This is a genomic window from Blautia sp. KLE_1732_HM_1032 (assembly GCF_025147905.1).
In the GTDB taxonomy this organism is placed as follows: domain Bacteria; phylum Bacillota; class Clostridia; order Lachnospirales; family Lachnospiraceae; genus Blautia_A; species Blautia_A fusiformis.
Genome location: NZ_CP102266.1, coordinates 968,919 through 992,106, shown reverse-complemented (window position 1 = coordinate 992,106; position 23,188 = coordinate 968,919). Strand labels below are relative to the sequence as shown.

The window sequence follows — 23,188 nt, the reverse complement described above, 5'->3', positions numbered from 1 at the left end:
TCACGAATATCCGCTTGACTAAAACAATTTACAGAAATTCCGACTGCAGCGCATCGTATCCGGTCTCACCTGTACGGATACGAACAGCGTTACGGATCTCATAGCTGAAGATCTTGCCGTCACCGGGATCACCGGTAAACGCGGCTTTCTGCACAGCATCAATAACTTTGATCTCCCAGTCCTCGGATGATACTACGATCTCAAATTTGATCTTCGGTTTCAGAAATACGTCGATCTTGGAGCCACGGACATATTCCGTGTAGCCTCGCTGTGTTCCGCAGCCCATGATCTGGGTTACTGTAAAACCGTTAACCTGGATCTCATTTAACGCTGCTTTGACATCTTCCATTTTTTCTTCTCTTACGATTGCTTCTATTTTTATAAGCATACGATTTCCTCCATTTTCACACGATCATTGCCATAAAAAATCATTTTTTCATGATCAGTCAAATCCATTAAATGACGGATATGCATTCTCTCCATGCTGGGATGCATCCAGACCGACCATCTCTTCCTTCGGATCTACACGAAGCGGTGTAAAGATCCGCACGATCCCGATACAGATCAGCGTTCCCACAATAGCAATCACAATGGTGATCACAATACTCAATACCTGCGCAAGGAACAGACGGTGATCTCCAAACACAAGGCCGTCCCATTTTGCAACAGAATTAACAGAAGTTTTTCCGAAGAGACCTGTTGCGATTCCACCCCAGATACCACCGATGCCATGGCAGCCAAAAGCATCCAGGGCATCATCGATCTTCAGCTTCTGTTTCAGAAGGATCACAGTAAAGTAACAGATCGGGCTTACCAGGATCCCAATGATAAAGGATGCCCATACCGGTACGAAACCAGCTCCCGGTGTAATGGCTACCAGTCCGATAACAAGACCTGTGGATGCACCAACCAGTGTCGGTTTTCCCTCGCGGATCACCTCGATCAGCATCCAGGTCAGCAGTGCGCAGGCAGAAGAAATGCTGCTGGTCATAAAGGCATGTGCCGCAAGGCCGTCTGCCTTCAGCGCACTTCCTGCATTAAAGCCGAACCATCCGAACCACAGCATAGCTGCTCCGAGAAATACAAATGGGATATTGTGTGTGCGATAGGTTGCTTTTGCATAGCCTCGTCTCTGTCCAAGATAAATGGCAAGAACCAGTGCACTGACACCGGAACTGATATGTACCACATTTCCTCCTGCAAAGTCCACAGAGCCAATGGCTGCCAGAAATCCACCGTCTCCCCAGACCATATGTGCCATTGGATAATACACGATCAAAGACCAGATCGCAATAAAGAAAAACAGCGCCTTAAAACGCATTCTTCCAACCACGGCACCGGTGATCAATGCCGGTGTGATCATGGCAAACATCATCTGGAACGCCACAAATACCAGATGCGGGATCGTATCCGCATAAGGTCCCGGCTCCCAGCCTACGCCATTCAGCGCAAACCAGCGAAAATCTCCGATGATCCCGCCATGATTTCCTCCAAATGCCAGCGAATATCCAAACAATGTCCACATAACTACGGACAGTCCCATGATCGCCCCACAGGCCATCATGGTATTTACCACATTTTTCCTGCGGACCAGTCCTCCGTAGAAAAACGCAAGCCCAGGTGTCATAAAGAACACAAAGGCTGTACAGATCAGCATAAAGCCGGTATCTCCTGCATTCATCATTCATTTCCTCCTCAATTCCCTCAATTATTCTGCAACGCAAAAAGCGCCTGGAAACTCAATTTCCAGACGCCTTTGTCATGTCAGTTAGCATAGCAGATAATTTGTGGGTTTTCAAGAGTTTTTTCGCTATTTTTCTGTTTTCTTACAGAATTACTATGTTTTATGTGGATATGAAATTTATTTTCGGCAATCTATCCGGTTATAAATATTGGAGAGATTTTATTTTATCTCTTACTGTACTATAACACGGACTATGCTCAGAATCAGCAGATGTGCCGGATAAAAGATATAGAAAAACCACTTGGAAAACTTCGGTGCTTTTTCGGATTTTTTGCCATTATAGAAGCACAGGATGATGCTTCCTGATGCCACGATCCCTGCTGCCGAAAACAGAGCATGGATCATTGCCGGTCCGGCTGCCATTTTTTCCACGTAGGAGCTGTAGTTAAACAGCACAAAAAGGGCAGCACCGACTCCGAACGCTGTTATCAGCCTCTTCCTGTTCCCCCAGCTCTCATGGAACCAGATGGTAAAAACCGGTGCCAGGATCGCCCAGTCCGAACAAACGGATAGTAAAAGGAGCAGGATCAGAAGTGGAATTCTCCATTTACTTGCCATCATCTTTTCCTGAACAACCAGGATCATAAAGCAGATAAACAGAGTAAAGATCATATTCAGCTGTGAATTCCCAAAGGCTATCATATAGGGAACCTGGGAGATTCCGGCAAAGATCAGAAGCCTTTCACCGTATTTTCTCCTGGAATGTGTATAGTAAAAGCCTTCCACAAGAAAATAGCACATGGTAATGGCTGTGAAGTAGCCAATGTCTATAAACACTTCCCACAGGATCGTGTTTTCCGGCAGAAGCACGTTGGCGATATGATTCAGAAGCATGGTAAAAATTGCCAGATATTTAATGGCATCCCGGGTCAGTCCCGGCTTTTCTGTTGTTGGCATGATCTTCTCCTTCTGTGCAGAAAAATTTTCAGATCTTTCACATCTTCTGCACAATATAATACATTTATCTTACACTGATTTTCTGACTCATACAACTTTTTTTGTTATTGCTGGAGTTGCCTTTTTCTTAAGGTAAGCTTATACTGTAGAAAGCGTGCTGTATTTTATATGGCAAAACTTCTCAGCAAACACTGTAAAACAATAAATTCGGAAAGGAATTATCGATCATGATCCAGGATATCGCACCACATACCTATCACAATGAGTACAAACCTGTGGCCCCGGATAAAGAAAGCCACATCCTCGCCTATGAAGAAGGAAAGATCCTTATGAAAAAAGATGGCGAGACTATGACTCTTCCAAGCTTTGGAGAGCTGGAAGGAAAAGTTGAAAACCTATATGAGAATTATATCTATCTCTTCTCCATTGACGAAGAGCATTTTTATCTGATCCCGGATCTTGACACCAGTCTCCTTCCTGGTTATCAGTTTGAGATCACAAGAGTTCTCCGCACAGCGGAGCCACAGTATCTGGCTTTCGCAGGAATCACCGGATATCAGCTCTTTCAGTGGTACAGCAAGCGCCGTTTCTGCGGCTGCTGCGGAAAACCGATGGTACATGATAAACATGAGCGCAAGATGATCTGCCCTGCCTGTGGAAACGGTGAATATCCGGTGCTTTCTCCGGCTGTGATCGTAGGCGTTACCAACGGCGACAAGCTGATCCTCTCCAAATATGAGGGTCGAAATCACACCCGCTACGCCATGATCGCAGGTTTTGCCGAGATTGGTGAGACCATCGAGGAGACTGTCCACCGTGAAGTTATGGAAGAGATCGGCGTAAAGGTCAAAAATCTCCGCTACTACAAGAGCCAGCCATGGTCCTTCTCCGGAACACTTCTGTTTGGCTTCTACTGTGATCTGGATGGCGACGACACCCTCACTGTAGACCACAACGAACTCTCCATGGCCTCCTGGTTCAACCGGGAAGACATCCCGGATGAGGGCGATAATATCAGCCTTACCAAGGAGATGATGATGGCATTTAAGCATGGAAAAGCCTGAAATATCGCTTGCCTGATTCCGTAAACAATTTTTCGCAACCAATTTCACAAAAAAACACCGGTCATTCATCTGTACCATGTCCTGTCCAGGCTGCCAGATCATCTCTGACATCTCAGCCCCAGTACATATTCCAATGAATGCCGGCGTTTTTATTTTCTATTTTTCTATTTTTCTTCCGAGCCGGAGCAATCTGCCTAAAACCGTTTTATTTCTCCGGTGTCAGATGCCAGATATCTCTGTTGTACTCTTCGATGGTTCTGTCTGATGAGAAGTATCCTGCTTTTCCGATATTTACAAGCATTTTCTCTGCCCATGCGGTTCTGTCCTCATAATCGGACAGTGCCTGATCTTTCACCTTCGCATAATCCTCGAAGTCAAGAAGAGTCATGAACCAGTCTTTGCTTACGATCTCATGATGCAGTCTTCTTAAATGCTCCTCACTTCCAATAGAAAGAAGCTCGTTTCCTACGATAAAGTCTACTGCACGACGGATGCGCTCGTCTTTCTCATAAAAATCTCTGGAGCAGTAGTCAGCCTTTTCATAGTGTTCGATAACCTGCTCACTGGACTCTCCGAAGATATAGATATTATCCTTGCCTACCAGCTGGCTGATCTCCACATTTGCACCATCCATGGTTCCCAGTGTTACAGCACCGTTGAGCATGAACTTCATGTTTCCTGTTCCGCTGGCCTCCTTGGAAGCAAGAGAGATCTGCTCGGAGATATCGCAGGCAGGGATCAGCTTCTCTGCTGCACTTACGTTGTAGTTTTCCACCATAACAACTTTCATGTACGGGGAAACCTCCGGATCATTGTTGATAAGCTCCTGTAAGCAGAGAAGCAGGTGGATAATATCCTTTGCGATAACGTATGCAGGAGCTGCCTTTGCACCGAAGATAAAGGTTACCGGGCGCTGCGGCTTCTCGCCTGCCTTGATCTTCAGGTAACGGTCAATGATGTAAAGTGCATTCAGCTGCTGACGTTTGTACTCATGAAGACGTTTGATCTGGATATCATAAACACTGTGTGTATTGATCTCTTCACCTGTGTTGGCTTTGATAAACTCCGCACATCTCTTCTTTGCATCCTGCTTGATCTTAAGGATATTTGCAAGAACGTCCTGATTTCCCTTGAAGCCAAGCATCTTGTCAAGCTCAAAGGAATCCTTGCGGAAGCCGTCACCGATCATGGATGTGATGTACTCTGTCAGCGGATGGTTGCAGTGAAGGAGCCATCTGCGGAAGGTAATTCCGTTTGTCTTGTTATTGAATTTCTCCGGATAGATCTCATAAAACTGATGAAGCTCTGTCTCCTTCAGGATATCGGTATGAAGGGATGCAACACCGTTGATGGAAAATCCGTAGTGGATGTCCATATGTGCCATGTGTACCAGGTCGTTCTTGTCGATGATGGCAAGATTTTCCTGCGGATATTTTGCTTTGATACGCTCGTCCAGCTTGCGGATGATCGGCATCAGATCCGGAACAACCTCCTCAAGATAGGAGATCGGCCATTTCTCAAGTGCCTCTGCAAGAATGGTATGGTTGGTATAAGCGCATACATGAGATACGATCTCGCATGCCTCCTCGAACTCGATTCCACGCTCTGTAAGGAGACGGATAAGCTCCGGAATTACCATACTCGGATGTGTATCGTTGATCTGGATCACTGCGTAATCGGCAAGGTCATGAAGATTGCAGCCTTTTGCTGTTGCCTCATCCAGGATCAGCTGTGCCGCATTGCTTACCATGAAGTACTGCTGATAGATACGAAGCTTTCTTCCTGCATCATCGCTGTCATCCGGATAAAGGAACAGTGTCAGATTGTGGAGCAGATCCTTCTTATCAAAGGAGATTCCCTCGCCCACAATGCTCTCGTCTGCAATATCAATATCAAAAAGGCGAAGCTTGATTGCTTTGTTCTCATAGCCTGCAACATCAATATCATACAGTGTGGATTTCAGCATAAAGCCCTTAAATGGGACATAATAGGAAACGCCTGCATCTGTAAGCCAGCTCTCCGGCTGGATCCAAGGATTCGGTGTCTCAAACTGAAGATGATCCTTAAACTCCTGTTTGAAAAGTCCGAGGTGATAATTAAGTCCGATTCCTTCTCCCGGAAGTCCCAGAGTTGCAATGGAATCCAGGAAACATGCTGCCAGACGGCCAAGTCCGCCGTTTCCAAGAGATGGCTCCGGCTCGATCTCCTCGATCATGGAAAGCTCTTTTCCGTTTTCTTTAAGATATTTCGCAACTTCATCATAAACGCCCAGATTGATCAGGTTGTTGGAAAGAAGCTTACCGATAAGGAACTCTGCGGAAATATAATAAATTTTCTTTTTTCCTTCCTGGTAGCCGCGGCCCTTCAGCTGCTCCTTTGTCCAGGAGAGAAGTCCGTGATAGATTTCCTCGTTTGTACAATCTTTTACATTTTTGTTATATTTGTCTTCAAATACTTTGCTTAATGTTTCCATTTTGATCTCCTTTCATGGATCTTGATGGGATGAAATATGTTTTTACAAGGTTGTTTGCTTTGTTTTTGATGATATTAGGATATCACGCATTTCTTTTCAAAAATATAACAATCCTGTCATGATATGCAAGATATTTGTCAGACTGTTTTTCACTTTTTACTGTAGCTCTGCATAAAAACATAACCGATACATATGCGGTTGCTTCGGGAGATTTCTCAGATCTGTCTCATACTCTTCCTGTACTTATGCGGTGAAACCTTATTGGACTGCTGAAATTTCTTTATAAAATAACTTGTACTGTTAAATCCCACCTGCATGGCGATCTCCGTCACAGGTGCATCGGAATGCGTAAGAAGATACTTCGCCTTCTCCATACGGAAGTCATTGATGTATTCCACCAGGGTTTTTCCCGTATACTGGCGGAAAAGCTTCATAAAATAATACTCACTGTAATTGGAAAGTCCGGAAAGCTCTGAAACGGTAAGATTCTCCTGGTAGTGAAGGCTGATATGATCCAGCACTTCCTTTACTGCCGCAAGGCTCTTGTTCTGCTCTGTGCTTACCGGGATAATATAATGCTTCGTCAGCATCTCATAAAAGAAATCAAAGAACAGCATTTTCAGCTTCACATAGAAATATGGCTTCTTCTCCGAATGACAGTCATGGATCTCCAGAAAAATTTCCCGTAGCTTCTCATATCCGGAATCTCCTTCTTCTATATGATGGCAGAATTCTGCCTTGTTTTCTATTAATGGTGATACCACACATTCCTGGCAGATATCTCCCGGCTGACCTGCAAGGAAGCCCAGGCTGAAAACCACACTCTTATAATAAAGAGGCTTCTTAAGATCCGTGCGCATACTATGGAGAACTCCGCAGTTCACGATCAGGAGATCCCCCTTTTTCAGGCGGATGCTCTCCCGGTTCAGTCTGGCAAAGCCACTGCCTTTTTCAATATACATGATCTCCATCTCACTGTGCCAGTGGTCATACAGTGCATGAAAGATCTCACAGTTCGCCATATAGGTTTCCACCGGCAGCTCAAAGGAACCGTGAGGGCTTAATTCTTTTAAATTATCATCCACTTCGGATACGTGAAGAGGATTTTTTGCGGATGTGTCTGTTTCTGGCATGATTTCCTCCGTGATCAATATCTATCCTGCGAACACTTGCCTTACGCTGGATATACAATCCTTGCATGATGATTCTGTTTGACTCCCTTAGTGTAAAGGATATTTACAACCATGACAATATTATATTTTCCTGTTTTCTTTTTTATGACGTTACGGTTACTCTGTTCTCAGCAGCACGCTTCGCGATGCACTTCCATAAACGGCAACCTTGACTTTTCCCCTTCCAACTGCTATATATAATATTTAGAATAAAATAATTTGACTTTAAAAGGAACAAAAACTACCATGAATCCATTAAAAAAAGCTTACTGCCGGGTTTTCCAGAATGTCTTTAAATTCGCCCTTCCACTGCTTCCTTACCGCAATCCGAAGATCATCGGAAGCGTCAAAGGTATTCCGGAAGTTCTGGAAAAAAGAAACTATAACAATGTACTCATCATCACAGATGCAGGGATCCGAAGCCTTGGCCTTACAGAAAGGCTGGAGCAGACACTGAAGCGAAGCTGCATCTCTTACCACATCTACGACAAAACCGTTGCCAATCCAACAACCGTCAATGTGGACGAAGCCCTTCACATGTATCTGGACAATGACTGCCATGCGATCATCGGCTTCGGCGGAGGTTCCAGTATGGACTGTGCAAAAGCCACAGCAGCCCGCATTGCCAAGCCACACCAGTCTCTTGCTCAGATGAAGGGAATCCTGAAGATCCACAAAAAGCTTCCTCTTCTCATCGCCATCCCCACGACTGCAGGAACAGGAAGTGAAACAACACTTGCTGCTGTCATTACCGATGCAGAAACACGGCACAAATATGCCATCAACGATTTTCCGCTGATCCCACGCTACGCAGTCCTTGACCCGAAAGTGACTTTAAGCCTTCCGCCGTTTATCACAGCTACCACCGGCATGGATGCCCTGACTCACGCAGTGGAAGCCTACATTGGAAATTCCACTACACCTGGCACAAGAAAAAATGCCCTGGATGCTGTCAGACTGATCTTTGAAAATCTGGATACCGCCTACACAGACGGCAATAATATTGAAGCAAGACGAAATATGCTCCGCGCCTCCTATTTCGCAGGCTGCGCCTTCACCAAATCCTACGTTGGATATGTCCACGCAATTGCACATTCCCTCGGCGGAAAATATAATGTTCCACATGGGCTTGCCAATGCAGTGATCCTTCCTATGGTACTGGAAACATACGGAGATCCCATCACTCACAAACTCCGCAACCTTGCCGTAACTGCCGGTCTCTGCGATAAACATGAGGACGATAAAACTGCTGCCCGGATGTTTATTGATGCAATAAAAGATATGAAAAAACGCTATGGCATCGGAGACTATATCCCGGAAATCCAGGAAACGGACATCCCGGAGCTTGCCCATTACGCAGATAAAGAAGCCAATCCTCTGTACCCGGTTCCTGTGCTGATGGATGCCGGCGAACTTGAAACACTGTATTACAGACTGATGCCTCCGGCAGGCAATTGCTAAAACAGCCATTGGCATAGAAAGATTTTTTCGATATTTCGAATACAGTTTTTTCAGAAAGGACTACAATTCCATGGAAAAAGAACAGATCAACCAGCTTTTAGATAAACAACGCCAGTACTTCTACTCCGGCGCAACTCTTGACCTTGATTTTCGCATCAGCGCCCTGAAACGTCTCCGCGCTTCCATCCGGAAACACGAAGATCAGATCCACGCCGCGCTGAAAAAGGATCTGGGAAAAAGTAATTTCGAAAGCTATATGTGTGAGACCGGACTGGTGCTCTCCGAGATCACACATATGCTGAAAAATATCCGCTCCTACACAAAAGAACAGACCGTTCCAACTCCACTAGCACAGTTCCATTCCCACAGTTTCCGCAAACCATCCCCCTACGGTGTTGTTCTCATTATGAGTCCGTGGAACTATCCGTTTCTTCTCACCATAGAACCACTGGTAGACGCCATTGCAGCCGGAAACACAGTCATCCTGAAACCAAGCGCCTACTCACCGGCAACAAGCGAAGTGATCCGTCTTCTCATCCATGAATGTTTCGATGAAAAATACGTTGCAACTGTCACAGGCGGACGTGCGGAAAACACACATCTTCTCAGTCTGCACTTTGATTACATCTTCTTCACGGGAAGCCAGTCTGTGGGAAAAGAGGTCATGAGAAAGGCTTCCGAACACCTCACACCAGTCACTCTGGAGCTGGGTGGAAAAAGCCCCTGTATCGTGGACAAAACAGCCAATCTCCGCCTTGCGGCAAAACGTATCGTATTCGGCAAGTTCCTGAACTGTGGCCAGACCTGCGTGGCTCCGGACTACATCTACTGTGATCCGGAGATCAAAGAAGCCCTGGTCGCAGAGCTTCGCAGACAGATCACACGCCAGTATGGAAAAGAACCACTGAAGAACCGGAATTATGGAAAGATCATCAACGAAAAGCATTTCGACCGTATCAATAGTCTGATCGATCCTGCCAAAACTGTCTGCGGCGGTGGTTCCAACCGTGAAACACTTCAAATCGAGCCGACGGTTCTTGATAACGTAACCTTCGAAGATCCGGTCATGCAGCAGGAAATCTTCGGTCCGGTACTTCCGGTCCTCACCTATGACTCTCTCGGAGGTGCCGTAACAAAGATCAATTCCATGGCGCATCCGCTGGCTCTTTATATCTTCACCGAAGATGAAAAAAATGCCCGGGAAGTTACTTCCCGATGTGGTTTCGGCGGTGGCTGTATCAACGATGTCCTCATACATCTGGCAACCAGCAATATGGGCTTCGGCGGCTTTGGTGAAAGCGGCATGGGATCCTATCATGGCATCGACGGCTTCCGGACATTCTCTCATTATAAGAGTATTGTAGATAAAAAGACCTGGATCGATCTTCCTATGAGATATCAGAAATATCGGAAGATTTATGAGAAAATGGTACGGTTGTTTATGCGTTAGATATAAAGGGAGGGCGCTGCCTGATGCAGCGCCCTCCTGTTACTTTAGATTTTCTTATTATTTTTCCCAGATGATCTTTACCGGCATGATCCCGGTCAGTTCTTTGCTTTTTTCATCCGGCTGGCTGCAGCCTGCATAAATTTCAAATTTCTTTCCTTCTTCCATCCGTTTTCCTGTTTCATCTACTACGGTGAATGCTTTTTCCCATATTGGGATTTCTATTTTTCGGCATTCTCCCGCCTTCAGGAATATCCGCTGAAAACCGGCCAGCATCGGATTGGGAATGGCATTTTTGCTGTCGATATTTTTTACATAGATCTGAACAACATCCTCTGTATCATATGCGCCGTTATTCTGCACTTCTACCTCCACGTTTATCTTCTGTTCACATGTTTTGACCTCTGCTTTATCTACTGCCACCTTACTGTACGTCAGACCATATCCAAAAGGAAACTGTGCTTTTCGTTCCATATAGCGATATGTTCTGCCTTTCATGGAATAATCGGTAAAATCCGGAAGTTCTTCCAGGCTTTCATAAAAGGTCACCGGAAGTTTTCCTGATGGCGAGATTTCTCCAAACAGTACCTTTGCCGCTGCCTTCCCGCCCTGGCATCCAGGGTACCACAGCATCATGACTGCATCAAATTTCTCTGCCGCATATTTCAGATTAAGGTCACTTCCTGCCAGCAGACAGAATACTACCGGTTTTCCGGTGTCTGCGATTGCTTCCATCAGTTCTCGCTGTACTCCGGGAAGTTCAATATCTTCTTTATCTCCCGATACATAGCTGTTTCCGGTGTCTCCCTCTTCTCCTTCCAGTGTCTCATCCAGTCCCATACATAAGATCACCACATCGCTGTTTTCCGCAACCACCTTTGCTTCCGCAATACGATCTCTGGTAAACGCAAGGTGCTCCGTTCGGTCTCGGAACAGATCACAGCCTCTGGAAGTAAGGATCCTTACATCGTCTCCCACATAATCCTGGATGCCTTCCTGTATGGTAATATACCTGGAAGCTGTCCCGTGATAATTGCCGATCAGCGCCTGTCTGCTGTCCGCATTTGGTCCGATGATCCCTATTGTTTTCAGTTTTTCTTTATCAAGCGGAAGAATCCCGTTATTTTTCAGCAGAACAAAGCTTTTTTCCGCTGCTTTCTCCGCTGCATCCAGATGCCTGGGGGATTCTACCTCCAGATAGGAGATATTGTCATATTCGCTTCCATCAAACAACCCCAGCAGATACCTTGTGGTAAAAAGCCGCACTGCTGCCCGGGTTATGGTTTCTTCTGTGACAAACCCCTTTTCGTATGCCTTCATAATGTGAAGATAGGTATTTCCACAATTCAGGTCACAGCCATTATTAATAGCCAGTGCTGCAGATTCAACGGCTGTATCCGTTACCATATGGTGTTCATGAAAATCACGGATCGCCCAGCAGTCTGATACAAAATGCCCCTGAAATTTCCATTCGCCTCTGAGTTTTTTCTGTAATGTGGGACTTCCGCAGCAGGGTTCCCCGTTTGTCCGGTTATAAGCTCCCATAACCGCTTCTACTTTGGCTTCTTTTACCAGACCTTCGAATGCCGGCAGATACGTTTCTTCCATATCTTTTGCGGATGCTTCCGCATCAAATTCATGACGGAGTGCCTCCGGCCCGGAATGTACTGCAAAATGTTTGGCACAGGCTGCTGCCTTCATTGTATCCCCATTTCCCTGAAGTGCTTTTACAAAGGAAACTCCCAGTTCTTTTGTAAGATACGGATCTTCCCCATAAGTTTCATGGCCTCTACCCCATCGTGGATCACGGAAAATATTGACATTAGGAGACCAGAACGTCAATCCCTTATAAATATCTCTGTCACCGTTTACGGAATATGCATTATACTTTGCTCTGCCCTCTGTTGCCACGATACCGGCCATCTCTGCCACACTTTTCCGGTCAAAAGCTGCCGCCATTCCGATCGCCTGTGGAAAAACCGTTGCCTGCCCTGCTCTGGCAACACCGTGAAGTCCCTCATTCCACCAGTTATACGCCGGAATTCCCAATCTTTTTATTGCAGGTGCATCGTACCTTAACTGACTGGCTTTTTCCTCCAGAGTCATCCTGGCAACCAGCGCTTCTGCTTTCTTCTTTGCTTCTTCCCGATTCATCCCCAATTTCCTCCTCACCTTTTTTTATATCATCTATCATTTGGTCTCTGACTGTCAAGTAGATATTTCCTGCAATTTTTCCGGCCTCTGTTCAGAGCAGAAAAAAATCTGCTTTACTCTTTCTTTGGGATAAAGCAGATTTTTATTACACTTTGTGATCTGTGTTCCAATTTCAGCCGGGAACTTATCTGATTGCATCCTTCATCTCTTTCACATAAGCCTTCACCTTCGGCACGCAGTCTTTGCCGTAGGCACCACAAAGCTTCACGATCGCAGATCCTACAATGGCACCGTCTGACTGATCTGCCATTTTTTTTGCCTGCTCCGGTGTGGAGATTCCGAATCCTACTGCACATGGAATGTCTTTCTGAGCTTTTACTAATTTCACCATAGCTCCGATATCTGTGGTAATGCTGGTACGCATTCCTGTTACACCAAGGGAAGATACGCAGTAAACAAAGCCTTCCGCCTCTTTTGCGATCATGGCGATCCGCTCATGGGAGGTCGGTGCGATCAGGGAGATCAGGTCAAGGCCGTACTGTTTGCACACAACATCAAACTCTTCTTTTTCCTCAAAAGGAACATCCGGAAGGATCAGTCCATCCATTCCAACTTCCGCTGCTTTCTTGATAAAACGCTCTGTTCCGTAAGAAAATACTACGTTTGCGTAGGTCATAAATACCATTGGGATTTTTGTATTTTTACGGATTTTTTCTACCATTGAAAAAACTTTATCTGTAGTCACGCCGCCTGCAAGTGCCCGGACATTGGCTTCCTGGATCACAGGTCCCTCTGCGGTAGGATCTGAGAACGGGATCCCAAGCTCGATCAGATCTGCTCCTGCTTCTTCCATTGCATAAACCAGCTGCTCTGTTACCTCCAGAGACGGATCTCCGCAGGTTAAAAAAGGAATAAATGCTTTTCCGTTTGCAAATGCTTCTGTAATTCTCTTATTCATGAATATCCTCCCCTCTGTAGCGGGCAATTGCCGCACAGTCCTTATCTCCACGTCCTGAAATGGTAACTACCATGATCTTGTCCTTTCCAAGTGTCGGTGCGATCTTTTTCGCATAGGCCACTGCGTGGGCACTTTCGATCGCAGGAATGATTCCTTCTGTTCTGGAAAGATATTCAAAAGCATCTACTGCTTCGTCATCTGTAACAGGAACGTACTCTGCTCTTCCGATATCATAAAGGTGTGCATGCTCCGGACCTACACCCGGATAATCAAGACCTGCGGAGATGGAGTATACCGGTGCGATCTGTCCGTATTCATCCTGGCAGAAGTAGGATTTCATACCATGGAAGATTCCGAGACGACCGGTTGCGATGGTTGCCGCAGTCTCCGCAGTATTCACGCCACGTCCTGCTGCCTCACAGCCGATGAGACGAACGTCTTTGTCCTCAATGAAATTGTAGAAGGTTCCGATAGCATTGGAGCCGCCGCCTACGCAGGCCAGGACAACATCCGGAAGTCTTCCCTCTTTTTCCAGCATCTGTTCTTTGATCTCCTTGGAGATCACTGCCTGGAAATCACGTACGATAGTCGGGAACGGGTGCGGTCCCATAACAGATCCCAGTACATAATGGGTATCTGCAATACGGTTTGTCCATTCACGCATGGTCTCGGAAACGGCATCCTTTAAGGTTGCGGTTCCGCTTGTGACTGCATGGACTTTTGCTCCGAGAAGACGCATTTTGTAAACATTCAGTGCCTGACGTTCCGTGTCCTCTTTTCCCATGAATACCTCACATTCCATTCCCATCAGTGCTGCTGCAGTTGCAGTTGCAACACCGTGCTGGCCTGCGCCTGTCTCAGCAATGACACGGGTCTTGCCCATTTTTTTTGCCAGGAGCACCTGACCAAGTACGTTGTTGATCTTGTGGGCTCCTGTGTGGTTTAAGTCTTCTCTTTTCAGATAGATCTTGGCTCCGCCAAGGTCCTCGGTCATATGTGCCGCATAGTAAAGACGGGATGGTCTTCCTGCGTATTCATTGAGAAACTCTGTGAGCTCGCGGTTGAATTCCGGATCGTTTTTGTAATGGTTGTATGCTTCCTCAAGCTCCAGAACGGCGTTCATCAGTGTTTCCGGGATATACTGTCCGCCATGGATGCCGAATCTTCCTTTTGACATGTTATATTTCCTCCTTTATGTTCCTTACTGCGTATACTGCTTCTAATATTTTATCCGGGTCTTTGTGACCGTCGGTTTCTACACTGCTGCTTAAATCTACTGCCCAGGGGTGAAGCAGATGTATGGCCGATTCCAGATTTTCACAGCCCAGACCTCCTGCCAGAAACCAGGGACGTTTGATCGCCGGTACCAGACTCCAGTCGAAAGTTTCTCCTGTTCCTCCTGCGCCCTGATCCAGAAGAATATAGTCTGCTTCCGAACGAATCGCTTTCTTTATATCTGCTTCTGTTTTTATGGAAAAAGCCTTTATCAGAAGCTGGTCTGTCATGGTCTTAAGCTGTCTGATATAATTCTCGTCCTCCTGGCCGTGAAGCTGTGCCAGTGCGATGGTTCCTTCGTTTAAAAGCTGTGCGGGAAGCTCCACCGGTGCATTGACGAATACGCCTACCGGCAAAATGCTATCATCCAGTTCTTCCCGGAGAGCCTTCAATTGCTCCACGGTAACGTTTCTTCTGCTTTTTGGGAATTCTACAATGAATCCTGCAAAGTCCGGTTTAGCCTGGTTCACTGCCTGGATATCTTCCGGGCGGGTCAGGCCGCAGATCTTGATCCTGGTTCTGCTCCCATGTTTCAACGGTTGTTCTCTCATATTCAGCCAATCCTGCCCTTTCTGTCTGACCCTGCCCCTTCCTGTTTCGTTACTATTTGCTGCTGGTCAGCTCTGTTACTTATTTGCTCTATTCTTTCGTTTGGCCTTTATACAAGCGCTCCACCATTCAGATTTTCCAATGCAGCTTTCTTATCCGGGCTTCGCACCAGGGTCTCACCGATCAGGACTGCACCTACCCGGTTTCTTTCCAGGATAGCGATATCACCTACATTTTTGATTCCGCTCTCAGACACAAATACCACATTGTCCGGTGCCAGATTTCGAAGACGGATGCTGTTATTCATATCAACCTTAAAGGTTTTCAGGTCACGGTTGTTGACTCCGACGATCTTTGCACCTGTCTTTAATGCTCTTGCCACTTCATTCTCGTCATGAGCTTCCACCAGCGCATCCATTCCCAGAGTTTCTGTAAGCTCTCGGTATTCCAGGAGTTCCTGGTCATTTAAGATAGCACAGATCAGAAGCACTGCCGATGCACCGAATGCTTTTGCCTGATAGATCATGTACTTATCCACCGTGAAGTCCTTCCGAAGGACCGGAATATCCACTGTTTCTGTGATCTCACGGAGATAAGTGTCACTTCCCATGAAATAAAATGGCTCTGTGAGGCAGGAGATCGCAGATGCACCTGCTGCCTCGTATTCTTTCGCAATTTCCAGATACGGAAATTCCGGTGCGATCAGCCCCTTGGAGGGGGAAGCTTTTTTTACTTCACAGATGTAGGACATACCCGGCTTTTTCAACGCTTCCAGAAAGGACGGCTGCTGTGGCGCTTTTTCTGCCAGGGTTTTCAGCTGATCCAGGGGAAGCTGACGTTTTTCCTTCCGGATACGTTCTCTTGTTTTTTCTGCGATTTCCTCCAGAATGTTTTTTTCGCTCATTCTTTGTTTGTCTCCTTGATATTTCAGTTCAACTCTCATTCGGCAATTTCAAGAAGTCTGACAGATTAATGTTTCCGTTCATATCTCTTCCGATAGGGATTGCCGATTTCTCTTCTGCCGCTATTATTTTCAAATCTCGTTACTTAATTTGATAAATTCCGCAAGCTTGGCAGCAGCTGCACCACTGTCGATCAGGTTTTCAGCCATCTTCACGCCATCTTCTATAGTTTTCGCCTTTCCTGCGATATAAAGTGCTGCACCTGCGTTCATGCAGACCGCCTGACGCTTCGGGCCTTTTTCGGTTCCGTTTACAATGGCTTTTGTGATCTCTGCGTTCTCTGCCGGTGTGCCGCCTGCCAGATCCTCTTTGCTGCAGCGTGTATAGCCGAACTGCTCCGGTGTAATCTCATAGGACTGGAACCATCCGTCCTTGATCTCGCACACAGAAGTCGGTGCGCTCATGGAGATCTCATCCAGCTTATCCTGTCCGAAAACTACCATTCCGCGGTTCACGCCAAGCTTCATCATAACCTGTGCCAGCGGCTCTACCAGAGACTGGTCAAAGACTCCCATCAGCTCCATGTTTGCGCCTGCCGGGTTGCTTAATGGTCCGAGGATATTAAATACCGTGCGGATTCCCAGCTCTTTACGGATCGGTGCCACATATTTCATGGCAATATGATAATTCTGGGCGAACAGGAAACAGATGTTAATCTTTTTCAGGATCTCTGCACTTTTTTCCGGCGGGATGGTGATCTTTACGCCAAGTGCTTCCAAAACATCTGCTGCACCGCTCTTGGAAGATGCTGCACGGTTTCCGTGTTTTGCTACCGGAACGCCACCTGCTGCGATCACAAGAGAAGATGTCGTAGAAATATTAAAGGAGTTTGCTCCGTCACCACCGGTTCCTACGATCTCCAGAACATTCATATCGTGGAGAAGCTTGATGCAGTGTGCACGCATTCCGGCTGCTGATGCAGTGATCTCATCAATAGTCTCTCCTTTCAGGGAAAGTGCAGTAAGGTAGGATGCCATCTGTACCGGTGTTGCCGCTCCGTCCATGATCTCATTCATTACGGCTTCTGCTTCGTCATATGTAAGATCTTCTTTTTTTGAAAGCTTGATGATTGCTTCTTTGATCATTGTTGTTTCCTCCTGTTCTGTAACGATTCTATCTTTTATGGATTGCTGTTCTCTGTCTTATCTGTCTCTGATAACCTTCATAAAGTTCTCGACCATTGTTTTTCCATCCGGTGTCATAACAGATTCCGGATGGAACTGTAATCCGAATATCGGATATTCTTTATGCTCCAGTGCCATCACCTCTCCGTCCTCAGACTCAGCGGTAACAACCAGTTCCTCCGGTAAGGTATCCCGGATAGCTGCCAGTGAGTGATATCTGGCTGCCGGAAAAGTTTCCGGAAGTCCTTCAAACATCCGGCTCTTTCCAACTTTATGTATCTCTTTCTGCTTTCCGTGCATCAGCTCTTTTGCGTAGGATACTGTCCCTCCGAAGGCTTCACAGATGGACTGATGTCCAAGGCAGATACCCAGGATCGGCAGCTTGTCTTTGAAATATTTTATGGATTCAATACAGATTCCCGCATCCTCCGGTTTTCCCGGACCAGGGGAAAGGATCAATGCCTCCGGCTTCATGGCCTCCAGCTCTTTGATGGTCACTTCATCATTTCTTACCACTTTGATATCCGGCTCCACAGAACCGATCAGCTGATAAACATTGTAGGAAAAGCTATCATAATTATCGATCAGTACTATCATTCCAGTCCCTCCTGTGCAGTTTCGATTGCCTGTACAACGGCTCTTGCCTTGTTGCAGCACTCCTGAAATTCACTTTCCGGAATACTGTCTGCTACGATCCCTGCTCCTGACCGGATACAGATCTCACCGTTTTTCTTATAAACCAGGCGAATGGCAATACAGGTATCCAGGTTTCCGGCAAAATCCAGATATCCGATAGCACCGCCGTAAATGCCTCGCTTGCACTGTTCCAGTTCCTGGATGATCTGGCAGGCACGGAATTTCGGTGCTCCGGAAAGTGTTCCTGCCGGAAGGATGGCATCCACTGCATCCACCGCATCCCTGTCATCCCGGATCTGGCCGGTAACTGTGGAACCAATATGCATCACATGAGAAAAACGCTCGATGCACATATATTTTTCTACGTTCACAGTACCGATCTTACTGATCTTTCCGATATCATTTCGCCCAAGATCCACAAGCATATTATGCTCGGCACGTTCCTTCTCATCAGCCAGGAGTCCTTTTTCCAGCGCCAGGTCTTCTTCTTTTGTCTTGCCTCTTGGTCTTGTTCCTGCAAGCGGGAAGGTACTTAATTCTGTTCCTGCAAGCCTGGCAAGTGTTTCCGGGGAGGCTCCTGCAATCTCAATATCATCACTGGAAAAATAAAACATATAGGGGGACGGGTTTGTGGCCCTTAAAACACGATAGGTATCAAAAAGGCTTCCCTCTGCTCTGGCTCTCATGGGATTGGAAAGCACCACCTGGAAGATGTCTCCCTCACGAATATAATGTCTGGCGGTTTCTACCATCTCACAGTATTTTTCTTTCGGGAACTGCGGCTCAATGGAGGATTGCAACTTCAGGGATGGAAATTCCTTCTGCTCTCCCTTTCTGATCAGATCTGCCATCTCCTGCAGTTTCTTTTCTGCCTTTCCAAAAGAGTTCTCCAGATCATCTGTCATCACCCCTGTGATCAGAAGCACCTTCTGTCTGTAATGATCAAAGGCAATGACCTGGTCAAAGAGCATTAGATCCATATCTCTGAAATCTTCTACCGTCTTATCGGTAAGCTCCAGCTTCGATTCACTGTATTTAATATAATCGTAGGAAAAATAGCCTACCAGGCCGCCGGTAAAGGTTGGCATTTTTTCCAGTACCGGGCTTTTGTATTCCTTCAGGATCTTTCGAATAGCATCTCCGGGATGTTTTACCTGCTGCTTTGTTATTTCTTCGGTACCGTCCTCATGGATCTTTCGGATCTGAAGATTTCCATCGGTACAGGTGATCTCCATGGATGGTTCATATCCCAGGAAGGAATAGCGTCCCCATACCTCTGTCTGGCTGGCACTTTCCAGCAGATAGCAGTGTCTGCTGGCTGTGCGAAGAGTCCGCATCACTTCTACAGGTGTATAGCGGTCGGAATACAGTTCTCTGCATACGGGAATACGCCGGTATTCCCCTGACTTTGCGATTTCTCTTAATCCTTCTAATGCTGGATACATATTCAGTCCCTCCTGATCTACATTTATGTAACAAAAAAAGCCCGTCTCCGGCAGAATCCAGTTCTGCCAGGGACGAGCGTTCAAAATCCAATACACCCGCGGTGCCACCCTGCTTCACAGTATGACCTGTGCACTTGTCGGAATACCTGCATATTCCCGGCAACTGACGTATGCCTTCACGTCACAGAATACTCGGTATCCGGGATACCTTTCCCTGTGCCCTCAGCGGTCCATTTAGTAAACTGCTTCTCGACCCGGCTCTCACCCTCCCGGATTCTCTGTGCGCGCATGAAAACTTTTATCTCCGCTTCAACGGTTTAGTGGTTTACTTGATTAAACTTTTCATATAAAATAGCACAGGATTTTTAATCTGTCAATACAAAAGTTGAAAAAAATGTCATTTTATTCTATAATTATCTTATCACATTGCCGAAAAATAACAGGAACAGATCAGAATCTGTCTTTACTGTTTTCAGCAGATTTCACATACGAAAGGAGTTTCTCTCAAAAAATACCATGGCAAAAGAAAATACCAATACCTGGCTGGATACACCGGATCCCCGGGTTTTTATCAAAAATTCCGCAAAATTTAACGACCTGATGATGATGTACCGCTGTACTGTCCGGGAGGTCCGTACCAAGCTGGAAGTCCTCAACGATGAATTTTCCGTGGAATATAAACGTAATCCCATTTCTTTTATCAAAACCAGGATCAAAAAACCGGAAAGCATTTACAAGAAGCTTAAGAAGCTTGGCTATGAATTTACAGCCGAGAATATCCAGAATCAGCTGAATGATGTAGCCGGCATCCGGGTTGTGTGCGCTTTTATCGATGATATCTACACCATTGCGGATCTGATCTCCAAGCAGGACGATATCACTGTTATCCAGGTAAAAGATTACATCAAAAATCCAAAGCCCAACGGCTACCGCAGCTATCACATGATCGTAGAAATCCCCGTATTTTTCTCCAAAGGAAAAACACCGATGAGAGCCGAGATCCAGATCCGTACCAACGGCATGGATTTCTGGGCCACACTGGAGCATCAGCTTCGTTATAAGCAGAATATCGAAGAAATGGATGGATATGAAGAAGTCAGTGATGAACTTCTCAACTGCGCCAGAGCTGTCATCGACATGGATAATGAGATGCAGCGGATCAAGGATAAGATCGGACAGTTCCACGATATTTAAAAAGCAGGTGGGGTTAAAGCCTCACCTGCTCTTTTTTGCTGTTCTTTACCCGGAATGCTCTGGGTGTCATATGATAATGTTCTTTAAATACCCGGTGAAAATAACTGTTATTCTCATATCCCACCGCGGCAATGATATCACTGATGGGAAGATCTGTGTCACACATCAGTTCCACCGCCTTGTTCAGACGTTTTCGCTGAAGAAGTTCCTTAAAGTTAAATCCTGTCGTTTTTTTGATCATCTTGCTTAATACATGCATGGGCAGATGAAGACGGCTGCACAGCTCTGTCAGGGTAGCTGTCCGGTATTTCTGCTCAATGTAGTCCAGTGTGGTCATGGAGATCATGTTTTCGTACTGGTTGGGAAGACGCATCTCCACGTACTGTACGGATTCCACCAGGTACATAAAGATCAGGCCCATTGTGGTCTGATTAATCCGTTCCCGGTTCTCTTCTCCATTTACCAGGGAATAGATGATGTTTTCCAGAAGATTCTGGATCTGTAGCACCTCTGCCACCTTAAAATGCAGATATTCTCCCCGTTCCTCATCCTGTCTGAGCACATTCACAAGAAAATCTGCCAGCATATTATCATTGCCGGTCATGGAATAAGCCACATCAAAAAACTCTGGCAGCACCATAAAGTTAATGGCAATATCGTTCTGTCCAGCCTTCAGGATCTCATGTTTCGTAAACTGGTTGAGAAAAAGCAGCTCACCCTTATTAACGATGACTTTTTTGCCATCAATGATGTTAGTCAGAGAGCCTTCGCAGACATAGAGCACTTCCACGAAATTATGCCGGTGTGCCGGAAAATGCACAAAACGGGTATGGGTACGGACCGCGATCAGCCGGCCTTCCTCCAGCATTTTTCCGCTGTCCACGGTAAAGTCCCTGCCGGAGGTATAAAGGTCTCTGTCCACCTCTGCCTCTCCATCCAGGATCTTTCGTTCTTCTTCTGTGATCTTTCTCAGCTGATCCAGTAGCGCCTGCTGCATGCCTTCCTCTTCTTTATCCGTTTCTTCTTTCTTTGTTCCTCTTTATCCTCATTTTAGCACTGCTGTCACATCCACACAACTAAAATCCTCATATAAAAGATCTGCGCAAAAGAACCTCCAACGTCTCTGCACACAGAAACAGGCGGAGTCCAAAGACCCCGCCTGCTCTGAAAGGATTTATCATATGAATATTACAGTCAATATGAGGATTGATTAGTACAGTTTAGCCATCTCTTCGATGTTGCTTGTATCGAATTTCAGAGGTGCGCCAAGAACAACTTCTGTACCACCGTCATCAGCATCTGTTACTGTGTAGTCGCCAAGGTCACCAGCTGTGAACTTGTCATCTTTAGCACCTGTGATGTCGCCGTTGATCAGAGCGATTGTTGTGTAAGCGCTGAGTTTTCCAAGGCCCTGCATATCCCACAGATAGAAGTATGGGCACTCTTAAAATATTTTCATAATAATCCAGAAAAGCAACATCTGCAATCCAATGCCTATAACTGAAACTAATACATAAAGTAGCATGTTCATGTTTTTGTCTTCCAACATATTCAGACAACTCTGCTCTACCAATGTTATAATTCCCAGCTCTGGCAAACAAAATAATGCAAATCCCAAAATATTATTTACAACACCAAATAAAAATCCCAGTACACTTTTATTTGATAATCCTGTGAAACCGCTAAAAAATATCCATAAGAAATAGATCATCGGCAATATTCTCGCACAATCGCATAATGAACACAAAAATATTTTTCCTAATCCAAGTTTTGATTCTTTTGCAAAAACCAAAGTTCTTATAACACTTGCCAATAATATTATCGCCAAAACAATTTCGAAATTTTCTGCAATCCATGCCCCCAAAGCCCCTACTGTTGTTATACCTAATACAGTTAAAACCAAGATTACAACTCCAATTAACCCCAAATCAAAAATGATATACATATATATTTCCCAACCTTTTCTATTTTTGTTTAGATGACTCACTGTTCATATTTTATTTAGATTTCGTACAACTCGATACATACGGCAATTGTTCTATATACTGGACAAGATTTTCACCATCTGCATTTTCCTTCAGATAAACAATAAAATACTTAAAATCAGATAAAGGATTTTCTAAATCTGATGAACTTGAGCCTTGCATATACTTATTTACATAATCCTTCCAAGCCTCCTCGCTTCCTATTTCTTCTATGTAAGCAACTTCTGGTTTCTTTTCTATTGTATGCTTAATCTGTTCTAGATTTTTCTGAGAAGCCTCTTCAGTAAAAAAGACTTCAATACATTTTAGCTCCTGCTGATTATCAGAATAATCTTTCATTTCAGTTTTTTCTGTATTAGTATTTTCTTCTATCGCATCATTCATCTGTTTTTTTCTATTCTCTTCTTTTGTTATCTGTAAATTTTCTCCATCGCTCACTTTTTCTTCATTACATCCACAGAGTAACACCATAATTCCAACTAAAACTGTTAATTTCCATATTTTTTTTATCATTTTGTTTTTCCTTCCCTATTATTTGATATATTTTTCATTATTTACCCTTCTCTCATCATTATCAACCCGTGGCATTTTTGTGGACAACATTTTTCTTGCAATTTTTTTTTATATATGTATAATATTTCTAAAATA

Annotated in this window: 21 protein-coding genes; 4 read left to right on the top strand and 17 right to left on the bottom strand. The window is 45.3% G+C overall.

Annotated elements, in window-relative coordinates:
* Positions 1 to 28: 28 nt before the first annotated feature.
* The 3 genes from NQ489_RS04810 to NQ489_RS04800 all read right to left on the bottom strand — a co-directional run bounded on the left by NQ489_RS04810 (position 29) and on the right by NQ489_RS04800 (position 2,641).
* Positions 29 to 388 (bottom strand): P-II family nitrogen regulator, encoded by a 360-nt coding sequence (locus NQ489_RS04810; RefSeq protein WP_015527276.1) that lies wholly within the window; start codon positions 386 to 388, stop codon positions 29 to 31.
* A 54-nt stretch (positions 389 to 442) separates the two neighbouring features.
* The gene (locus NQ489_RS04805; protein WP_044961908.1) at positions 443 to 1,681 is read right to left on the bottom strand and encodes an ammonium transporter; all 1,239 of its coding nucleotides are present in this window, start codon (positions 1,679 to 1,681) and stop codon (positions 443 to 445) included.
* 234 nt (positions 1,682 to 1,915) lie between these two features.
* Entirely contained in the window at positions 1,916 to 2,641 is a 726-nt protein-coding gene (locus NQ489_RS04800) for a TraX family protein (RefSeq protein ID WP_021652173.1), read from the bottom strand.
* 227 nt (positions 2,642 to 2,868) lie between these two features.
* Between NQ489_RS04800 and nudC the strand changes: the two genes are divergently transcribed.
* Positions 2,869 to 3,705: an NAD(+) diphosphatase gene (nudC, locus tag NQ489_RS04795; protein ID WP_021652171.1), complete on the top strand. Its 837-nt coding sequence runs from the start codon at positions 2,869 to 2,871 to the stop codon at positions 3,703 to 3,705.
* A gap of 205 nt (positions 3,706 to 3,910) precedes the next feature.
* Here the strand turns inward: nudC and glgP are convergent, their stop codons facing one another.
* Together glgP and NQ489_RS04785 are read right to left on the bottom strand one after the other, a co-directional pair.
* The gene (gene glgP, locus NQ489_RS04790; RefSeq protein WP_021652170.1) at positions 3,911 to 6,178 is read right to left on the bottom strand and encodes a glycogen/starch/alpha-glucan family phosphorylase; all 2,268 of its coding nucleotides are present in this window, start codon (positions 6,176 to 6,178) and stop codon (positions 3,911 to 3,913) included.
* 215 nt (positions 6,179 to 6,393) lie between these two features.
* A complete protein-coding gene (locus tag NQ489_RS04785; RefSeq protein WP_021652169.1) occupies positions 6,394 to 7,311 on the bottom strand; it encodes an AraC family transcriptional regulator in 918 nt (305 codons plus the stop codon).
* 285 nt (positions 7,312 to 7,596) lie between these two features.
* Between NQ489_RS04785 and NQ489_RS04780 the strand changes: the two genes are divergently transcribed.
* Together NQ489_RS04780 and NQ489_RS04775 are read left to right on the top strand one after the other, a co-directional pair.
* Positions 7,597 to 8,811 (top strand): iron-containing alcohol dehydrogenase, encoded by a 1,215-nt coding sequence (locus tag NQ489_RS04780; RefSeq protein WP_021652167.1) that lies wholly within the window; start codon positions 7,597 to 7,599, stop codon positions 8,809 to 8,811.
* Positions 8,812 to 8,881: 70 nt separating this feature from the next.
* Entirely contained in the window at positions 8,882 to 10,261 is a 1,380-nt protein-coding gene (locus NQ489_RS04775) for an aldehyde dehydrogenase (protein ID WP_021652166.1), read from the top strand.
* Between the two features lie 57 nt (positions 10,262 to 10,318).
* On the opposite strand, the gene NQ489_RS04770 is transcribed toward NQ489_RS04775, so the two are convergent.
* From NQ489_RS04770 to trpE, 8 genes are all read right to left on the bottom strand, one after another.
* Positions 10,319 to 12,412: a glycoside hydrolase family 3 C-terminal domain-containing protein gene (locus tag NQ489_RS04770; RefSeq protein ID WP_021652165.1), complete on the bottom strand. Its 2,094-nt coding sequence runs from the start codon at positions 12,410 to 12,412 to the stop codon at positions 10,319 to 10,321.
* 184 nt (positions 12,413 to 12,596) lie between these two features.
* Positions 12,597 to 13,370: a tryptophan synthase subunit alpha gene (gene trpA / locus NQ489_RS04765; RefSeq protein WP_021652163.1), complete on the bottom strand. Its 774-nt coding sequence runs from the start codon at positions 13,368 to 13,370 to the stop codon at positions 12,597 to 12,599.
* A complete protein-coding gene (gene trpB / locus NQ489_RS04760; RefSeq protein ID WP_021652162.1) occupies positions 13,363 to 14,547 on the bottom strand; it encodes a tryptophan synthase subunit beta in 1,185 nt (394 codons plus the stop codon). Before trpB ends, trpA begins: the two co-directional genes overlap by 8 nt.
* Position 14,548: 1 nt before the next feature.
* Positions 14,549 to 15,196 (bottom strand): phosphoribosylanthranilate isomerase, encoded by a 648-nt coding sequence (locus NQ489_RS04755; protein WP_021652161.1) that lies wholly within the window; start codon positions 15,194 to 15,196, stop codon positions 14,549 to 14,551.
* 107 nt (positions 15,197 to 15,303) lie between these two features.
* On the bottom strand, positions 15,304 to 16,098 hold the full coding sequence (trpC, locus tag NQ489_RS04750; protein WP_044961888.1) for an indole-3-glycerol phosphate synthase TrpC: 795 nt from the start codon (positions 16,096 to 16,098) through the stop codon (positions 15,304 to 15,306).
* Positions 16,099 to 16,227: 129 nt separating this feature from the next.
* A complete protein-coding gene (gene trpD, locus NQ489_RS04745; protein WP_021652159.1) occupies positions 16,228 to 17,241 on the bottom strand; it encodes an anthranilate phosphoribosyltransferase in 1,014 nt (337 codons plus the stop codon).
* Positions 17,242 to 17,298: 57 nt separating this feature from the next.
* Positions 17,299 to 17,877: an anthranilate synthase component II gene (locus NQ489_RS04740; RefSeq protein ID WP_021652158.1), complete on the bottom strand. Its 579-nt coding sequence runs from the start codon at positions 17,875 to 17,877 to the stop codon at positions 17,299 to 17,301.
* The gene (gene trpE, locus NQ489_RS04735) at positions 17,874 to 19,361 is read right to left on the bottom strand and encodes an anthranilate synthase component I (protein ID WP_044961886.1); all 1,488 of its coding nucleotides are present in this window, start codon (positions 19,359 to 19,361) and stop codon (positions 17,874 to 17,876) included. The genes NQ489_RS04740 and trpE overlap by 4 nt, the downstream gene beginning before the upstream one ends.
* 516 nt (positions 19,362 to 19,877) lie before the next feature.
* Here trpE and NQ489_RS04730 point away from each other — a divergent pair.
* Positions 19,878 to 20,555: a GTP pyrophosphokinase gene (locus tag NQ489_RS04730; RefSeq protein WP_021652156.1), complete on the top strand. Its 678-nt coding sequence runs from the start codon at positions 19,878 to 19,880 to the stop codon at positions 20,553 to 20,555.
* A 13-nt stretch (positions 20,556 to 20,568) separates the two neighbouring features.
* Here NQ489_RS04730 and NQ489_RS04725 read toward each other — a convergent pair whose 3' ends face one another.
* The 4 genes from NQ489_RS04725 to NQ489_RS04710 all read right to left on the bottom strand — a co-directional run bounded on the left by NQ489_RS04725 (position 20,569) and on the right by NQ489_RS04710 (position 23,053).
* A complete protein-coding gene (locus NQ489_RS04725) occupies positions 20,569 to 21,552 on the bottom strand; it encodes an AraC family transcriptional regulator (protein WP_021652155.1) in 984 nt (327 codons plus the stop codon).
* A 213-nt stretch (positions 21,553 to 21,765) separates the two neighbouring features.
* Positions 21,766 to 21,972 carry a hypothetical protein gene (locus NQ489_RS04720; protein WP_021652154.1) on the bottom strand — a complete coding sequence of 69 codons (207 nt, stop codon included), beginning with the start codon at positions 21,970 to 21,972 and terminating at the stop codon, positions 21,766 to 21,768.
* Between the two features lie 27 nt (positions 21,973 to 21,999).
* Complete coding sequence (locus NQ489_RS04715; RefSeq protein WP_021652153.1) at positions 22,000 to 22,500, bottom strand: hypothetical protein; 501 nt, start codon at positions 22,498 to 22,500, stop codon at positions 22,000 to 22,002.
* A 52-nt stretch (positions 22,501 to 22,552) separates the two neighbouring features.
* Positions 22,553 to 23,053 (bottom strand): permease-like cell division protein FtsX, encoded by a 501-nt coding sequence (locus NQ489_RS04710; RefSeq protein ID WP_021652152.1) that lies wholly within the window; start codon positions 23,051 to 23,053, stop codon positions 22,553 to 22,555.
* Positions 23,054 to 23,188 lie beyond the last annotated feature (135 nt).